Source organism: Ensifer sp. ZNC0028 (assembly GCF_000799055.1).
In the GTDB taxonomy this organism is placed as follows: Bacteria; Pseudomonadota; Alphaproteobacteria; order Rhizobiales; family Rhizobiaceae; genus Ensifer.
Genome location: NZ_JTLA01000009.1, coordinates 16,709 through 33,107, shown reverse-complemented (window position 1 = coordinate 33,107; position 16,399 = coordinate 16,709). Strand labels below are relative to the sequence as shown.

Genomic DNA, 16,399 nt, shown 5'->3' with positions numbered 1-16,399 from the left:
CAACCGCTTGGCAAGATGCCCGCAGATGTTTACATGCGGTTAACCGAGGTTCTTCGCCTTAAATTATCCCTGTTGCTACACAATTCGAGCAGCAGGGATGGCTGGCAAAGGACCGGGCCTCGGTTTACGGACATGGGCGGGACCCGGTTCGACAACCGCCGCCGGAACAGAAACATGAGCAGGATTTTGGACCGGACACGGGCATGAAGCTGATCGAACGCTACATATTCCGGCGTGCCGTGATCATGTTCCTCGCAACGCTCCTGCCGTTGCTCGGCATCGTCTGGACGACTCAGGCGCTGACCAACGTCAACCTCGTCACCGACAACGGCCAGTCCGTGTTCGCCTTCGCCAAGGTGGCGACCCTCATCCTGCCCTCCGTCATCACGATCATTCTGCCCTTTGCGCTGGTGATCGGCGTCACGCAGACGCTGTCGACGATGAACACCGATTCGGAGCTGACGGTGCTCAATGCCGCCGGCAGTTCGCGCATGGCGATCATCCGGCCGGTGATCTACCTGGCCTTGGGCCTCAGCGTGCTTTCCTTCGTGGTCGACAATTTCGTCGAACCCTATTCGCGCACGGCGCTGCGCAAGATGCTGGCAACCGCCAACGCCGACCTCCTGTCATCCGTCGTCCAGGAGAACACATTCCGCAAGGTCGCCGACAATCTCTACGTCCAGGTTGGCGCGCGGCGGGGCGGCGGCGTGCTGCAGGGCATCTTCGTCGCCGATTCGCGCAATCCGAGCTTCGAACTCGTCTACTACGCCCGCGAAGGCGCCATCGACGACAAGAGCTCGGCGCTGGTGATGAAAGACGGGGAAGTGCAACGCAAGCTCCCCGACGGCAGTGTGTCGATCATCAAGTTCGACTCCTACGCCTTCGACCTTGCCGACATGACCAAGACGACGCGCGAGGCAACCATCCGGGCTAAGGACCGCGACCTTCCCGGCCTGATCAATCCGGACCCGGAGGATCATGTCTACAAGAACAATCCGCTTGCGTTTACAGCCGAGCTCAACCGTCGCTTCACGGAATGGACCTTTCCCCTGCTGTTTGGCCTGATCGCGCTCGTCTTCAGCAGCGACGCACGCTCCCACCGCGAAGCGCGGCTTCATCCGATGGTCAGCGCCCTCGGTATGGCGCTGCTCATCCGCTGGATGACGTTTTACGCCGGTAACAGCGCCGAGGACTCCGTCTGGTTCGTACCTTTGATGTATGCGGTGCCGCTGCTTGCGGGCGCGCTCTGCATTCACCAGCTCGTCAGCAACAGGCGGCTGGACATTCCGATGACCGGGCAAGAAAAGCTGCAGGAGCTCCTGGTTCGCCTGCGCCTGATGCGGCCCGATGCCGAGAAAGGGCAGCCGTCATGATGGGCACGCTCGGCCGCTACTTCTTCATGCGCTATGTGATCACGACGTTCTGGTTCCTCGTCGGGATCTTCTCGCTGGTCTTCATCATCGACTTCAGCGAACAGGCGAGCCGGTTGGCGAACCTGCCGCGCTACAGCATCTCCGGCGCCCTTTTGATGACCGCGCTTCGCATCCCGCTGATCCTTCAACAGACGATACCCTTCGTCGCGCTGTTTTCGGCCATGGCGGCGCTGATCTCGCTCAACCGCCGCTACGAGCTGGTCGTGACCCGCGCAGCTGGCATTTCCGTCTGGCAGTTCCTGCGGCCCTTCATTCTCGGCTCCTTCCTCTTCGGCGTGCTGGCGGTCGTGGCGCTCAACCCGCTTGCGGCCTGGGGAACGAAGCGCGGCGAAGCGCTTTTGGCCGAATGGGGCTCCACGCGGAACGCCGACGCCGGCTCGATCCCGTGGCTTCGGCAGATCTATAACGGCACGGACACGATCATCGGCGCACGCTCTGTTCAGGACAACGGGACGACACTTCTCAACGTCACCGTCATCCACTTTGATCCACAGGGCACGATCATTCTGAGACAGGATGCGGCGTCGGCGAAACTCGAAGATGGTTACTGGCTTCTTAACGACGTCACGGAAACGCGCAACGGACAGCTTCCGCAACGTTTGAAAACAGCACAGCTGGCCACCAATCTTAAGCCGGAGTTTGTTCAGGAACGTCTTGCAAAGGCTGATTCCATTCAGTTTTTCGACCTGCCGCGCAAGATCGAAGTGGCCCGCTCCTTCGGTTTTTCGACCAACGGCATGGAAACCCAATTCCACTCAATGTTGTCGTTGCCGCTGCTGCTCGTCGCCATGACGCTGATCGCCGCTTGCGTGTCGCTGAAATTTAGCCGGTTTAACCAATCGCGCTCCGTAATTCTCGGTGGCATCCTTTCAGGCTTCGTGCTTTATGTCGTCACCGTGCTTGTCAAAGCATTCGGGAGCAGCGGCATTGTGCCTCCTTTCGTTGCAGCCTGGTTGCCAGTTGTTGTAGCGATGGCGCTGGGCTCGACGATTCTTTTAAATCAGGAGGATGGCTAGTGGCGGTAGTGAACCGCAAACGTATAAGGCTGATCAACGCCGCCCTGCTCGCAGGCGTGGCGCTGCAGACACTTGCCATGGGAATGAGTGCGCCAGCGATGGCGCAGCAGGCTTCGGAGCGCCTCGATTCGTTGCGCCCGAACATGCCGGAAGACGCCAAGCTGCTTCTGTCCGCCAATGAGCTCGTCTACAACAAGGACGCCGAAAAAGTGATCGTGCGCGGCAACGTGCAGATCGATTACGGCGGCTACAAGATGGTGGCCCGCCAGGTCGAGTACGACCAGAAGAAGGGCCGCATCTATGCATCCGGCGAAATCCAGTTCGTCGAGCCGGGCGGCAATGTCGTCTACGCCGACAAGATGGATATCACCGACGATTTCGGGGACGGCTTCCTCGATCAGATGCGCATTGAAACCACCGATCTGACGCGGCTTGCTGCCACGAGCGGCGAGCGCCGGAACGGCGAAGAATTCATTCTGAACGAGGCCGTCTACACGGCCTGCACGCCCTGCTCGACCAAGCCGGAACATCGCTCGCTGTGGCACATCAAGGCCCAGCGCGTCATCCAGAACGGCCGCACGCGGACAATCCGCCTGGAGAACGCCCGCTTCGAACTGTTCGGCAAGCCGATCGCCTATATTCCGGTCATGGAGCTGCCCGACCATACGGTCAAGCGCAAGAGCGGCTTCCTGTTCCCGACGTTCCGCTCGGCCCAGAAGCTCGGCGTTGGCGTCGGCGTCCCCTACTACTGGGCGATCTCGCCCTATATGGACGCAACGGCAACGCTTACCGGCCTGACGCGACAGGGCTTCCTGCTGGAGGGTGAATTCCGCCAGCGGTTCCACAACGGCTTCCATACGCTGAACTTCGCCGGCATCAGCCAGCTCGACAAGGGCAAGTTCACGCCTGGCACCGTCGACGCGATGCACACCAACCGTGGCATGATCGCCTCGAAGGCGGAGTTCGAGATCAACCCGCGCTGGACCTTCGGCTGGAACGTGCTCGTCCAGTCGGACGCCAACTTCGCCAAGACCTACGAACTGTCGAATTTCGACGGAACGACCTACGTCAACCAGGCGTATCTGAGCGGGCTCGGCAAGCGGAACTACTTCGATCTGCGCGCCTTCTACTTCGACATCCAGGATGCCGACGCCAACAGCATCGAGGAGAACCAGCAGCCTGCGGCACAGGTTCTCGACTATTCCTACAAGTCGCCTGAATCCGTCCTGGGCGGTGAGCTTTCCGGTACGCTGAACTTCACGAACGTGAAGCGCAACCGGCTCGACGCGTTCACGCAGCCGGGCGTGACCCGTTTCCGTGGCCTCGAGGGCACGTCGCACCGCCTGACCGGCGAGCTGGAGTGGAAGCGCACCTTCATTGCTCCGGGCGGTCTGGTCATCACGCCGCTGCTGGCGGCGCGTGGCGACGCCATCGGGCTGAACATGGACAACCCGGGTCCGGCCTACACCGGCGACTTCAACACCAGCGACGCGGCAACGCGGCGCATGTTGACCGCAGGTCTCGAAGCCCGCTACCCGATTCTGTTCGTGGGCGAGGACAGCAGCCACGTGCTCGAACCGATCGCGCAGCTCTATGCACGCCCGAACGAGCAATATGCCGGCGGCCTGCCAAACGAAGACGCGCAGAGCTTCGTGTTCGACGCGACCAACCTCTTCGACCGCGACAAGTTCTCCGGCTTCGACCGGATCGAGGGCGGCACGCGCGCCAATGTCGGTTTCCGCTATACCGGAACCTTCGACAGCGGCTACGGCCTGCGCGGCATCGTCGGCCAGTCGTTCCATCTGGGCGGCCTCAACTCGTTTGCGACGGACGACCTGGTCAAGGCCGGGGCGAATTCCGGTCTCGAGACCAGGAGTTCCGACTATGTTGCCATGTTCGGCATCGATGCACCGTCCGGCCTGATGGCGAGCGTTTCCGGCCGCCTCGACGAAAAGGACCTGTCGCTGCGCCGCGCCGATACGACCGTCGGCTATCTCGGCACGACGTGGCAGGCGGCGATGACCTATACGCGCATCGAAGCGCAGCCGCTCTACGGATCTCTGTCCAACCAGGACGAAATCCAGACGGCTGCCGCCTACCGGTTCCATGATTACTGGTCGGTGTTCGGCGCGATCACCTATGACATCAACAAGGATGTCATCTCGCGCAACGGTTTCGGCATCACCTACGACGATCAGGACACGCTGTTCTCGATCGTCTACAAACAGGAACGCGATACCGACGCCAATGTGGCGAACGACTGGTCGATCGGCGCGAGAATCAGCTTCCGTACGCTCGGCGACGTGAACGTCGGCGACACCAAGTTCGAAGAGCTGGACTATTATTGATATCGTCAAGCGAGTGGGCGGACCAAAAGTTCGCCCATTCGTCGATATCGGCACGGTCAAACGGTCTTGTCATCGTTTGGCCGCATGTATTATGCATTCCCTCCGACAAGATAAGGCAACGGCGCAAGGCCGACAGGCGGACAAAGCCTGTCGACGGTGATAGTCCGGGATATAGGAAAAGATAATGGGCGGGAAAATGTCGATCTTGAGGACACTGTCGGTACTGGCTCTGGCCGGCACCTTGAGCGTTGCCGTATGCTCCGGAGCTCAGGCAGCAGCGAGCACGGTCAAGGTAACGGTCAACAACACGGTGATTACCTCCGGCGACATCGCCAAGCGCGTGGCCTTCCTTCGCCTGCAGCGCCAGAAGGGCGGCAACGACGAAGCCAAGAAGCAGCTCGTCGACGAAGTTCTCAAGCGGGCCGAGATCGCACGCATCGGCCAGTCCGTCAGCACCCAGGAAGTCGATGCCGCCTATGCGCGCTTCGCCTCGGGCAACAAGCTTTCGACCGAACAGCTCGGCAAGATTCTCGATCAGGCCGGCGTCGGCGCCGAACATTTCAAGCAGTTCATCGCCGTGCAGATGAGCTGGCCGCGCGCGGTCAACTTCCGCTACGGCAGCTCCAACCGCCTCCAGGGCGCCGACCTCGTCAAGCGCATGATGGCCGGTGGCGGACAGAAGCCTGTCACCACCGAATACTTTCTGCAGCAGGTGATCTTCGTCATTCCCGAGAAGAAGCGCGGCGCGATCACCGCGAAGCGACAGGCCGAAGCCAACGCCTCGCGCGCCCAGTTCCCGGGCTGCGAAACCTCCAAGGTATTTGCCGCCAACTATCGCGACGTGTCGATCCGCAGCCTCGGCCGCATGCTGGCCCAGCAGTTGCCCGACGAATGGAAGCCGCTGATCGAGAAGGCCGGCGAGAACGGCACCACTGGCACCCGCGTGACCGAGAAGGGCGTCGAGTACCTGGCGATCTGCAAGAAGCGTGAGGTCAACGACGACACCGCCGCCGAAATCGTCTTCCGCGCCGAGGATATCGGCAAGAAGAAGGAAGGCGGCGAGGACCCGAACAGCGAGAAGTACCTCGAAGAGCTGCGCAAGAAGGCGCAAATCGTCAACAAGTAATCACGACGGAACCATGCGCGAAACAACCGGCGGGCCCCTCGCCCTGACCATGGGCGACCCGGCCGGTATCGGGCCGGACATCAGTCTTTCGGCCTGGCTCGGCCGCCGCGACCACGCGACGGCCCCCTTCCTCTTCATCGGCGACCCCGCGGTTCTTGCCGCACGCGCCTCGATGCTCGGCTACACAGTGCCCATCCGCGAGACCGATTGCGCCGGTGCGCCCTCCCTCTTCGATACGGCGTTGCCGGTGCTGCCGCTTACCTGCCCTGCCCCGATCAAGGCCGGTGATCCTGACACGGCCAATGCCAGCGCCGTCATCGGTGCGATCGACACGGCCGTGCGACTGGTGAACGCCGGTCAGGCGTCGGCCGTGGTCACGAACCCGATTGCCAAGGCGGTTCTTTATGACGCCGGCTTCCGCTTTCCAGGCCATACCGAATACCTCGCCGATCTTGCCGAAAAGGCGACGGGCGAGCCGGTTCTGCCGGTGATGATGCTGGCCGGACCGAAGCTGCGTGCCGTTCCCGTCACCATCCACATCCCCTTGAAGGACGTGCCGGAGCAACTGACGCCGGACCTCATCTATCGCACCTGCGCAATTACTGCGGCAGACCTTCGCAATCGCTTCGGACTTCAACAGCCGCGGCTCGCAATCGCCGGCCTGAACCCGCATGCCGGCGAAAACGGTGCGCTTGGGCTCGAGGACGACGCCGTTATCCGACCGGTCATCGACCGGCTGCGCGCTGAAGGCATCGATGCCGTTGGACCGCTGCCGGCCGATACGATGTTCCATGATCGCGCACGCGCCACCTACGACGTGGCCATCTGCATGTATCACGACCAGGCGCTGATCCCGGCCAAGGCGCTCGGCTTCGACGATAGCGTCAACGTCACGCTCGGTCTTCCCTTCATCCGCACCTCGCCCGACCACGGCACGGCCTTCAGCCTTGCCGGCAAGGGCGTCGCTCGCGACGACAGCCTTCGGGCAGCCCTCGACCTTGCCGCATCGCTTGCGGCCAATATGCCAGGAGATACCCGCTGATGGCCGCCCTTGACGGTCTTCCTCCGCTACGCGACGTCATCCAGCGTCACGGCCTCGATGCCAAGAAGGCGCTCGGCCAGAACTTTCTGCTCGACCTCAACCTGACTCAGAAGATCGCGCGGACCGCCGGTTCGCTCGAAGGCGTGACGGTCATCGAGGTCGGCCCCGGACCGGGCGGCCTCACTCGCGCCATCCTCGCGCTCGGCGCCAAGAAGGTCATTGCGATCGAGCGTGACTCGCGTTGCCTGCCGGCGCTTGCGGAAATCGGCGCGCATTATCCGGATCGGCTGCAGGTGATCGAAGGTGACGCACTGAAGACGCCCTTCGAGACGCTTGCCGATGAGGGGCCGGTCAAGATCATCGCCAACCTGCCCTACAATGTCGGCACGCAGTTGCTCGTCAACTGGTTGCTGCCCGAGCGCTGGCCACCCTTCTGGCAGTCACTGACGCTGATGTTCCAGCGCGAAGTGGGCCTGAGGATCGTCGCCGACGCGGATGACGACCACTATGGCCGCCTCGGTGTGCTCTGCGGTTGGCGTACGAACGCACGGATGGCGTTCGACGTGCCGCCGCAGGCCTTTACGCCACCACCGAAGGTCACGTCCTCCGTGGTCCATCTGGAGCCGGTCGAAAACCCGATCCCCTGCTCGGTCGCAGCCTTCGAGAAGGTGACGCATGCAGCCTTCGGCCAGCGCCGCAAGATGCTGCGCCAGAGCCTGAAGCCGCTCGGCGGCGAGGCGCTGCTTGCCAAGGCCGATATCGACCCGCAGCGACGCGCCGAAACGCTTTCGGTGGAAGAGTTCTGCCGTCTGGCAAACTGCCTCTGAGCGAACATTTGGATCGCAAGGCGCGCGCTACAAATAGCGTGAATCAAAAATGGCTCCTCACGGAGCCATTTCTTTTTTGAAGCCTCAGAACGGGTTTTCGGTCAGCAGCCCGTTGACGAAATCGAACAGCCCAGGGCGCCGGTCGCGGCGCAGGCGTTCGGCCTCGACGATCGCCCGCACGGACGCAAAGGCGCGGTCGAGATCGTCGTTGAGCACGATGTAGTCATACTCCCGCCAGTGCTCGATCTCGGCGCGCGAATTGGCAAGGCGCGTGGCGATCACCTCTTCGCTGTCTTCGGCCCGGCGATGCAGGCGCGACTGCAGCTCGGCCATGGACGGCGGCAGGATGAAGATCGAGACGACGTCTCCCGCCATCTTTTCCTGAAGCTGCTGGGCGCCCTGCCAGTCGATATCGAACAGCATGTCCCGGCCTGCGGCCATGGCCGCCTCCACCGCGTCGCGCGGCGTGCCGTAGAAATTGCCGTGCACCTCCGCCCATTCGAGCAGCGAGTCTGTGGACCTCAGCGCCTCGAATTCGCGGATGGACTTGAAGTGATAGTGCCGTCCGTCAATCTCGCTTGGGCGCCGCTGACGCGTCGTCACGCTGACCGAAATGCTCATCTCCGGATCGGCTTCCAGGAGATTGCGCGCAATGGTCGACTTGCCTGCGCCCGACGGCGAGGAAATAACGAGCATCAGCCCACGACGGGCGATCTTGATGGGCGAAGGGGTCGCCGGGTTCATACCTTACTCCAGATTCTGGACCTGTTCGCGGAACTGGTCGATGACGACCTTCAACTCGATGCCGGCCGCAGACACAGCGGCCGCGTTCGACTTGGAACAGATCGTATTTGATTCTCGGTTAAATTCCTGTGCGAGGAAATCGAGCTTGCGCCCGACCGGGCCGCCCTTCGACAGAAGCTCCCGGGCGGCAACGATGTGGGAGCCAAGCCGGTCGATCTCCTCGCGAAGATCTGCCTTGGTGGCGAGCAAAGCGACTTCGGCATGGAGCCGGTCCCGGTCGAGCGACGAGCCGTTGTCCATCACCAGAGCCACCTGCTGCGCCAGCCGGTCGGCAATCGCCGCGGCGCTACGTGACGGGTCGGCCTCGACCGTCGCCGTTAGCCGCTCGATCGTCTCGACCTGCGCCAGCAGGATCTGACAGAGCGCCGCGCCCTCGTCCTCTCGCATCTTGCGCAGATCGGCGAGCGCGCCCGCCAGCCCGGCCAGGATATCGGCGTCGAGCGCCGAGCGCTCTTCTTCGCTCTCCTCCGGCTCGCGGAAGTCGACGATGCCGCGGATCGAGAGAAGCGTGTCGAACCGGAGCGGCGCGGGATCGACGAGATCACCGAGCTGGCCGCGCAGGTTCAGCACCGCCGTCAAGGCTGCCTGGTTGACCACCGCCTCGACGGCCGCCTCGCCGCCACTGACGGAGAGGCCGATCTGAAGATTGCCGCGGGAAAAATACTCTGCTGCGAGCTTGCGCACCTCGGGCTCGAAGCGCTCGAGCCCCTGCGGCAGGCGCAGCCTGAGATCCAGGCCCTTGCCGTTGACGGAGCGCAGCTCCCAGGCCCAACGACGGCGGCCGCTGCTGCCTTCTCTCCGGGCAAAGCCGGTCATCGATTGGAGCGGCATCATCACCTCCGTTGCGGTTTCAGCAGAAGCAATAAGGCGACGGCGCGGCATCCCGCAAGGGATATCCGCGCCGTGATTCGTCCGTCCACAGTGCAAGCATCGCTAGGCGGCGCTGCCGCCCGCGAGAGCGCCGGCCTATTGCGGCTGCGTAGCTGCCGGTTCAGCAGTGCCGGCGTCAGACGCAGCCTTCGCCGCTTCGGCTGCCCGCTCCGCCTCAACCTTGCGCCAGCGGCGGACATTGGCATTGTGTTCGTCGAGCGTTTCGGCAAAGACGTGGCCGCCCGTGCCGTCGGCAACGAAGTAAAGCTCCGGCGTGCGTGACGGATTGGCGACCGCTTCCAGTGCTGCACGGCCAGGGTTGGCGATCGGCGTCGGCGGCAGGCCCTTGATGATATAGGTGTTGTACGGCGTCTGCTTGTCGATATCCGACTTCAGAATCGGCCGGTCCGCCGGCTTTCCGTCACCGCCGAAAATGCCATAGATGATCGTCGGGTCGGATTGCAGCCGCATGCCCTTGTCGAGCCGGTTGATGAAGACCGAAGCGACGCGCGGGCGCTCGTCGGCGCGGCCGGTTTCCTTCTCCACGATCGAGGCAAGCGTCACAAGTTCTTCCACCGTCGAAACCGGCAGATCGGGATCGCGCTTCTCCCAGATCTGGCCGACCAGGATCTTCTGGGCTGCGGCCATCTGCTGGACGATCTCGCCGCGCTTGGTGCCGCGCGTGAACTTGTAGGTGTCAGGCATCAGCGAGCCTTCGGCCGGCAGTTCCGACGGCAGATCGCCGACGAGCACCGGATCATCGGCGAGCCTGTGGAACATCTGCTTGACGGTCAGGCCTTCGGGCAGGGAAACGGAATAGAGGATCGACTTGCCCGACTTCAGGAGCTGCATGACCTCCTGCATCGACGAGCCTGCCTTGATCTCGTATTCGCCGGCCTTCAGCGTCTCGTTGTCGAGATAGGCTTCGGAGACGAAACGGAAAACACGCGCATCGGTGATGATGTTGCCGCGCTCAAGGCCGCTTGCGATCTCGCTCATGCCGGCGCCGCCGCGGACGATGAAGTTTTGGTTCGCCTGCAGCGGGCCCGGCTTTTCGTACTGGTGCATCGCATAATAGACCGTGCCGGCGGCGGCGAGCGCTGCAAACACGATGACGGTCATGACGAAGTTCAGGAAGATCACGACCTGGCTGCGTGCTTTGCGCGATCGTTTCGGCGGCTGCGGCACCTTTTCCGGACGCAGCGCTTCGTTTGCCGATTTCGGAATGATCGGTCCGTTGCTCGCGTTTTCACTGCGGCCGAATTGCGCCGCGCCGTTATCGTTTGAGTCGCTCACGATTATCCCGAACCCGAAATTCGCGGCCTCATTCTCTTCCTGCTTCCGGTGCGAATTTCGGACTGGACCGTGGCAGGCATAGGTCAAATTTATAGAACGGTGCCGCCCAGAAGGCCGGCGTCCGCAGTTACTCAAAAATCCGCGGCCGGTGCAATCTCACCGAAGAACCACAGAAATGTGTCGAATCACCGTCCGTTCAAGGGAACGCGGCGGACGACCGACACTTTAATCCGGAACCTCGGCCCGCGGCAAAAACCGGGCAAACCGTCGTTCCAGGCAATGGCTGAATGGCAATCTGACAGATATGCCTTGCGCGAACATCGCGGTCGGCGAGCGCCATCTTCCATGACGGCGCCTCCTCCCAACACATGCTTGTAGCGAGCAATACGGCAAAAGCTGGATCATCGCGCCGCCTTCTGCGGTCGGCGCAATGATTGGCTCAGGCGACGCTCCGGGCGCGCGATCAGGCGCCGGTGTAGCGACGCAGGACCAACGAAGCGTTGGTGCCGCCGAAACCGAAGGAATTCGAGAGCGCCACGTTGATTTCACGCTTGCGTGCGACATGCGGCACGAGGTCGATCTTCGTCTCGACCGATGGGTTGTCAAGGTTCAGCGTCGGTGGCGCGATGTTGTCGCGGATCGCCAGCGCCGAGAAGATCGCTTCCACCGCGCCGGCAGCGCCGAGCAGGTGGCCAATGGCCGACTTGGTCGAGGACATCGAGATCTTCGACGCGTGCTCGCCAACCAGACGCTCGACGGCGCCAAGCTCGATCGTGTCGGCCATGGTGGAGGTGCCGTGGGCGTTGATGTAGTCGATATCGGCAGCCGTCAGACCGGCGCGCTTCAGCGCCATCTGCATGCAGCGATAGGCACCGTCGCCGTCTTCCGACGGGGCAGTGATGTGGAAGGCATCGCCCGAAAGGCCGTAACCGACGACTTCCGCATAGATCTTGGCGCCGCGCGCCTTGGCATGCTCGAGCTCTTCGAGGATGACGACGCCGGCGCCCTCGCCCATGACGAAGCCGTCGCGGTCGATATCGTAGGGGCGCGAGGCCTTCTGCGGATCGTCGTTGTGCTGGGTCGACAGCGCCTTGCAGGCGGCAAAGCCGGCGAGCGAGATCCGGCAGATCGGCGATTCCGCGCCGCCGGCCACCATGACGTCGGCATCACCGAGCGCGATAAGACGGCTCGCGTCGCCGATCGCATGCGCGCCGGTCGAACAGGCGGTGACGACAGAGTGGTTGGGGCCGCGCAGCTTGTGGCGGATCGACACCTGGCCAGAGGCAAGGTTGATGAGGCGGCCAGGAATGAAGAACGGCGAGATGCGGCGGGGGCCCTTGTCGCGCAGCGTGTAGCCGCCTTCGACGATGCCCTCGAGGCCGCCGATGCCTGAACCGATCAGCACGCCGGTTGCGATCTGGTCTTCATCGCTCTCCGGCTTCCAGCCGGCATCGGAAAGCGCCATGTCGGCCGCAGCCATCGCGTAGACGATGAACGGATCGACCTTGCGCTGCTCCTTCGGCTCCATCCAGTCGTCGGCATTGAAGGTAGCATCGGTGCCGTCACCGAAGGGAATGCGGCAGGCAATCTTGGCAGGAAGGTCCTCGACCTCGAATTCGGTCACTTTGCGCGCGGCATTGTGCCCGGCAAGCAGGCGCGCCCACGTCGCCTCAGTTCCGCAACCCAAGGGAGATACCATGCCGGTACCGGTGATAACGACACGTCTCATAGTCCGCGACCCACCCTGACTTTTCCATTTCAGAGCCGGATCGGACCACGTGTAACGAACCCGATCCGGGCATCCATTTTAAGGTTCTTATTCACGATCAGAGGGAAATGCGGAAAACGCTTGCTGATCGAAATCCCCGCTCAGCGCGGGATAGCCCACTTCCCTGGGCTGAAACGGGCCGCTTTAGGCGGCCCGTCCACGGCCGAAGCCGCTTCAATATATTAGGCCTGGGCCTTTTCGATGAACTTGACGGCGTCGCCGACAGTCAGGATCGAGTCAGCAGCGTCGTCCGGGATTTCAACGCCGAATTCTTCTTCGAAAGCCATGACCAGTTCGACGGTGTCGAGCGAGTCCGCGCCGAGGTCGTCGATGAAGCTTGCGCCTTCGCTGACCTTTTCGGCGTCGACGCCAAGATGATCAATAACAATTTTCTTTACGCGTTCTGCGATATCGCTCATGTCGGAGTTCCTCGACCTTCGTTTCTGTAGGCGCCTATTCCGGCACCGGTACTCTTCTGTAAGCCTGATAGACCAAGACGGCCCACCCGGCAATCCATCCAACCGGAACTGCGGCAAACCCAAGGCAGCCAAGGCTGCCGGACGCCTGGCGGGACCGGTCGACTGCTAACAGTCATGGCCCGATTAACACGGTTTAACGCTGTCGCAAAGTCCGAAAATGCCTGTCATTCGCTTGCTCAACATTGAATTTCAGGCATTTGGCAGGCGGCATCCCGGGACGTTGAAGATCGCCCGCCGCACAATCTCGGCGGGCGGCCCATCCCGGAAACCGGATCAGATCATCGCCATGCCGCCATTGACGTGAATCGTCTGGCCGGTGACGTAACCAGCTTCATTAGAAGCGAGGTAAGCGACCGCCGAAGCGATTTCGGCGCCGGTGCCCATGCGCTTCATCGGGATCGCGCCCATGATCGCGTCCTTCTGCTTGTCATTGAGCTTGCCGGTCATCGCGCTTTCGATGAAGCCCGGAGCCACGCAGTTGACCGTGACGTTGCGCGTCGCGATTTCCTGGGCAAGCGACTTGGAGAAGCCGATCATGCCGGCCTTGGAGGCGCAGTAGTTCGCCTGGCCAGGGTTGCCGGTGACGCCGACAATGGAGGTGATGTTGACGATGCGGCCGAAACGGCGACGCATCATCGGATGGGTGAGTTCGCGCGTCAGGCGGAATACGGCCGTCAGGTTCACTTCGAGAACGGCATCCCAGTCCTCGTCGCTCATGCGCACGAAGAGGCCGTCCTTGGTGATGCCGGCATTGTTGACAAGGATGTCGACGCCACCGAGTTCGGCTTCAGCCTTTTCGCCGAGCGCCTTGACTTCGGCGCGGTCGGAAAGGTTTGCCGGGAAGAGCTGCACGCGATCGCCAAGTTCGTTGGCGAGCGCTTCGAGCTTTTCGACGCGGGTGCCGTGCAGGCCGACGATGGCGCCTTGAGCGTGCAACATGCGGGCGATTTCTTCGCCGATACCACCGGATGCGCCGGTAACGAGAGCCTTGCGGCCGGAAAGATCAAACATCTCTTTGATTCCTTATAACTGGAGCGCCTAGGCGCTCGCTCAGGCGAGCAAGGCGGCGAGTGCTGCGTCGATATCGGCGGGCGTATTGACGGCGATACCGGTGACGGTCTTGTCGATGCGGCGGGCAAGCCCGGTCAGGACCTTGCCGGAACCGAGTTCATAAAGCGTCGTGACGTTGTTGGCGGCGAACCACTCGACCGTCTCGCGCCAGCGGACCTGGCCGGTGACCTGCTCGACCAGCAGACGGGCGATCTCTTCGGCGTCGCTGACGGGCGCGGCAAGCACGTTGGCGATGACGGGCACCACCGGATTGCGCTTTTCGACCTTGGCCAGCGCCTCGCGCATCGCGTCGGCAGCTGGCGCCATCAGCGCAGAATGGAAGGGTGCCGAAACCGGCAGCATCAACGCGCGCTTGGCGCCCTTTTCGGAAGCGAGTGCCGCGGCCTTCTCGACGGCAGCCTTCTCGCCGGAGATCACCAGCTGGCCACCGCCATTGTCGTTGGCGATCTGGCAGGAACCGAGGGCGGAGGCTTCGCGGCAGACGGCTTCGACGTCCGCATGTTCGAGGCCGATGATCGCCGCCATCGCGCCCTTGCCGACGGGAACCGCCGCCTGCATGGCGTTGCCGCGGATGCGCAGCAGGCGCGCCGTGTCGGCAATGGAGAAAGTACCGGCGGCACAGAGCGCCGAGTATTCGCCGAGCGAATGGCCGGCGACGAAGGAAACCTTGGACTTGAGGTCGAGGCCCTTGGCTTCGAGCACGCGAATGACGGCCATCGATACGGCCATCAGCGCCGGCTGCGCGTTCGCCGTCAGCGTCAGCGTTTCCTCGGGGCCGTTCCACATGATCTCGGACAGTTTCTGGCCGAGTGCCTCATCGACTTCGGCAAAGACGGCTGCTGCTTCCGGAAAAGCGTCGGCCAGATCCTTGCCCATGCCGACAGCCTGGCTGCCCTGGCCTGGAAACGTGAATGCAATGCTCATGGGATCGTCCCTTCCCTAGATCACTAGGATTTCGGGTCGGCGCGACACGAAATCCTAGTGATCGGTTCTTATGAGTTAGAGCGGGATGCAGGCAGAAACCATACATCTCCGGTTTCCTCTCCATTCACATTCCTTACCGACGAGTCAAGCTTGGAGGCCGGCAGGGACGCGGCCGACAGGCCCTTTTGCCCTTGATCTTCAACAATCAAGGCGTAAGTTTGCCGCCCGATGTCGCTCTGCCCTTTCCCCAACCACCGGGGCTGAGGCGACCGCTCCATTCCCGGTGCCGGCGCCCCTTCCCTCCCCAGGTCGGCGCTCGCCCTTCACAAGGATACTTATCTAGATGCGCTACAACACGCTTGGCCGCACCGGCATCAAGGTTTCGGAAATCTGCCTGGGCACCATGACCTGGGGCTCGCAGAACTCCATCGCCGAGGCGCATGAGCAACTGGATTACGCCTTCGACAAGGGCGTCAACTTCATCGACACCGCCGAACTCTACCCGACCACCCCGCTGTCGCCGGAGACCTACGGTGACACGGAACGCTTCATCGGCGAATGGCTGGCCAAGCGCGGCCGGCGGGATGACGTCGTTGTCGCGACCAAGGTTGCCGGTCCCGGCCGCCCCTATATCCGCAATGGCAACCCGACGACACCCGAAGGCATCGATCAGGCGATCGACGCCAGCCTCAAGCGGCTGAAGACCGACTATGTCGACCTCTATCAGCTTCATTGGCCGAACCGCGGCCACTATCATTTCCGCAATGCCTGGTCCTACGACCCGTCCAAGCAGGACAAGGACCACGTCGCGAGCGACCTCCGGGCGATCCTCGACAAGCTTGGCGACCTCGTTAAGGCCGGCAAGGTGCTCGCTATCGGCCTTTCCAACGAAACGGCGTGGGGCACGATGAAGTTCATCGACATGGCGGAGCGTCATGGCCTGCCGCGAGTCGCTTCGATCCAGAACGAGTACAACCTGCTTTACCGCACCTACGACCTCGACCTCGCGGAACTGTCCCACCATGAGGACGTAGGCCTGCTCGCCTATTCGCCGCTCGCCGCCGGCCTTTTGAGCGGCAAGTATCTCGACGGCGCGAAGCCGAAGGGCTCGCGTCTCTCGATCAACGGCGATCTCGGCGGCCGCTTCACGCCGCACCAGGAACCGGCCGTCGAAGGCTATGTCAAACTGGCGCGCGAGCACGGCCTCGATCCGGCGCAGATGGCCATCGCCTTCTGCCTGGCGCGGCCGTTCATGGCTTCCGTCATCATCGGCGCGACCTCGATGGAGCAGTTGAAGACCAACCTTGGCGCCATCGACCTTACGCTGTCGCAGGACGTCGTAAACGGGATCCGGCGGCTGCACCGGATCTATCCGATGCCGATCTGAGTGTGAGA

The 16,399-nt window shown here is 62.5% G+C and carries 14 protein-coding genes; 7 read left to right on the top strand and 7 right to left on the bottom strand.

Annotated elements, in window-relative coordinates:
• Positions 1-203: 203 nt before the first annotated feature.
• The 6 genes from lptF to rsmA all read left to right on the top strand — a co-directional run bounded on the left by lptF (position 204) and on the right by rsmA (position 7,792).
• Complete coding sequence (gene lptF, locus L981_RS02375; RefSeq protein ID WP_043611379.1) at positions 204-1,373, top strand: LPS export ABC transporter permease LptF; 1,170 nt, start codon at positions 204-206, stop codon at positions 1,371-1,373.
• A complete protein-coding gene (lptG, locus tag L981_RS02370) occupies positions 1,370-2,449 on the top strand; it encodes an LPS export ABC transporter permease LptG (RefSeq protein ID WP_034803924.1) in 1,080 nt (359 codons plus the stop codon). The genes lptF and lptG overlap by 4 nt, the downstream gene beginning before the upstream one ends.
• Positions 2,449-4,797, top strand: a complete 2,349-nt coding sequence (locus tag L981_RS02365) for an LPS-assembly protein LptD (RefSeq protein ID WP_043611378.1) — start codon at positions 2,449-2,451, stop codon at positions 4,795-4,797. Before lptG ends, L981_RS02365 begins: the two co-directional genes overlap by 1 nt.
• Positions 4,798-4,981: 184 nt before the next feature.
• The gene (locus L981_RS02360) at positions 4,982-5,923 is read left to right on the top strand and encodes a peptidylprolyl isomerase (protein WP_043611377.1); all 942 of its coding nucleotides are present in this window, start codon (positions 4,982-4,984) and stop codon (positions 5,921-5,923) included.
• A 13-nt stretch (positions 5,924-5,936) separates the two neighbouring features.
• A complete protein-coding gene (gene pdxA, locus L981_RS02355) occupies positions 5,937-6,965 on the top strand; it encodes a 4-hydroxythreonine-4-phosphate dehydrogenase PdxA (RefSeq protein ID WP_043611376.1) in 1,029 nt (342 codons plus the stop codon).
• Positions 6,965-7,792: a 16S rRNA (adenine(1518)-N(6)/adenine(1519)-N(6))-dimethyltransferase RsmA gene (gene rsmA, locus L981_RS02350; protein WP_043611375.1), complete on the top strand. Its 828-nt coding sequence runs from the start codon at positions 6,965-6,967 to the stop codon at positions 7,790-7,792. The genes pdxA and rsmA overlap by 1 nt, the downstream gene beginning before the upstream one ends.
• Before the next feature lie 84 nt (positions 7,793-7,876).
• Here rsmA and gmk read toward each other — a convergent pair whose 3' ends face one another.
• From gmk to fabD, 7 genes are all read right to left on the bottom strand, one after another.
• Entirely contained in the window at positions 7,877-8,536 is a 660-nt protein-coding gene (gene gmk / locus L981_RS02345) for a guanylate kinase (RefSeq protein WP_034803935.1), read from the bottom strand.
• A 3-nt stretch (positions 8,537-8,539) separates the two neighbouring features.
• Positions 8,540-9,427, bottom strand: a complete 888-nt coding sequence (locus tag L981_RS02340) for a YicC/YloC family endoribonuclease (protein WP_043611489.1) — start codon at positions 9,425-9,427, stop codon at positions 8,540-8,542.
• 135 nt (positions 9,428-9,562) lie between these two features.
• Complete coding sequence (gene mltG, locus L981_RS02335) at positions 9,563-10,762, bottom strand: endolytic transglycosylase MltG (RefSeq protein ID WP_043611372.1); 1,200 nt, start codon at positions 10,760-10,762, stop codon at positions 9,563-9,565.
• 463 nt (positions 10,763-11,225) lie between these two features.
• Positions 11,226-12,491 carry a beta-ketoacyl-ACP synthase II gene (fabF, locus tag L981_RS02330; RefSeq protein ID WP_043611371.1) on the bottom strand — a complete coding sequence of 422 codons (1,266 nt, stop codon included), beginning with the start codon at positions 12,489-12,491 and terminating at the stop codon, positions 11,226-11,228.
• 221 nt (positions 12,492-12,712) lie between these two features.
• Positions 12,713-12,949 (bottom strand): acyl carrier protein, encoded by a 237-nt coding sequence (locus tag L981_RS02325; protein WP_003531676.1) that lies wholly within the window; start codon positions 12,947-12,949, stop codon positions 12,713-12,715.
• A gap of 333 nt (positions 12,950-13,282) precedes the next feature.
• Complete coding sequence (gene fabG / locus L981_RS02320; protein ID WP_043611367.1) at positions 13,283-14,020, bottom strand: 3-oxoacyl-[acyl-carrier-protein] reductase; 738 nt, start codon at positions 14,018-14,020, stop codon at positions 13,283-13,285.
• Between the two features lie 39 nt (positions 14,021-14,059).
• Positions 14,060-15,004 (bottom strand): ACP S-malonyltransferase, encoded by a 945-nt coding sequence (gene fabD / locus L981_RS02315; protein ID WP_043611365.1) that lies wholly within the window; start codon positions 15,002-15,004, stop codon positions 14,060-14,062.
• Positions 15,005-15,347: 343 nt separating this feature from the next.
• On the opposite strand from fabD, the gene L981_RS02310 reads away from it, so the two are divergent.
• Positions 15,348-16,391, top strand: a complete 1,044-nt coding sequence (locus tag L981_RS02310; RefSeq protein ID WP_043611363.1) for an aldo/keto reductase — start codon at positions 15,348-15,350, stop codon at positions 16,389-16,391.
• The last annotated feature ends 8 nt before the right edge of the window (positions 16,392-16,399 follow it).

Excerpts from the sequence above, each read along its gene's own strand:
- rsmA (WP_043611375.1), top strand. The coding sequence starts at position 6,965 with ATGGCCGCCCTTGACGGTCTTCCTCCGCTACGCGACGTCATCCAGCGT.
- pdxA (WP_043611376.1), top strand. The coding sequence starts at position 5,937 with ATGCGCGAAACAACCGGCGGGCCCCTCGCCCTGACCATGGGCGACCCG.
- L981_RS02310 (WP_043611363.1), top strand. The coding sequence starts at position 15,348 with ATGCGCTACAACACGCTTGGCCGCACCGGCATCAAGGTTTCGGAAATC.
- fabD (WP_043611365.1), bottom strand. The coding sequence starts at position 15,004 with ATGAGCATTGCATTCACGTTTCCAGGCCAGGGCAGCCAGGCTGTCGGC.
- L981_RS02360 (WP_043611377.1), top strand. The coding sequence starts at position 4,982 with ATGGGCGGGAAAATGTCGATCTTGAGGACACTGTCGGTACTGGCTCTG.
- gmk (WP_034803935.1), bottom strand. The coding sequence starts at position 8,536 with ATGAACCCGGCGACCCCTTCGCCCATCAAGATCGCCCGTCGTGGGCTG.
- fabF (WP_043611371.1), bottom strand. The coding sequence starts at position 12,491 with ATGAGACGTGTCGTTATCACCGGTACCGGCATGGTATCTCCCTTGGGT.
- L981_RS02325 (WP_003531676.1), bottom strand. The coding sequence starts at position 12,949 with ATGAGCGATATCGCAGAACGCGTAAAGAAAATTGTTATTGATCATCTT.
- fabG (WP_043611367.1), bottom strand. The coding sequence starts at position 14,020 with ATGTTTGATCTTTCCGGCCGCAAGGCTCTCGTTACCGGCGCATCCGGT.
- lptF (WP_043611379.1), top strand. The coding sequence starts at position 204 with ATGAAGCTGATCGAACGCTACATATTCCGGCGTGCCGTGATCATGTTC.
- lptG (WP_034803924.1), top strand. The coding sequence starts at position 1,370 with ATGATGGGCACGCTCGGCCGCTACTTCTTCATGCGCTATGTGATCACG.
- L981_RS02340 (WP_043611489.1), bottom strand. The coding sequence starts at position 9,427 with ATGCCGCTCCAATCGATGACCGGCTTTGCCCGGAGAGAAGGCAGCAGC.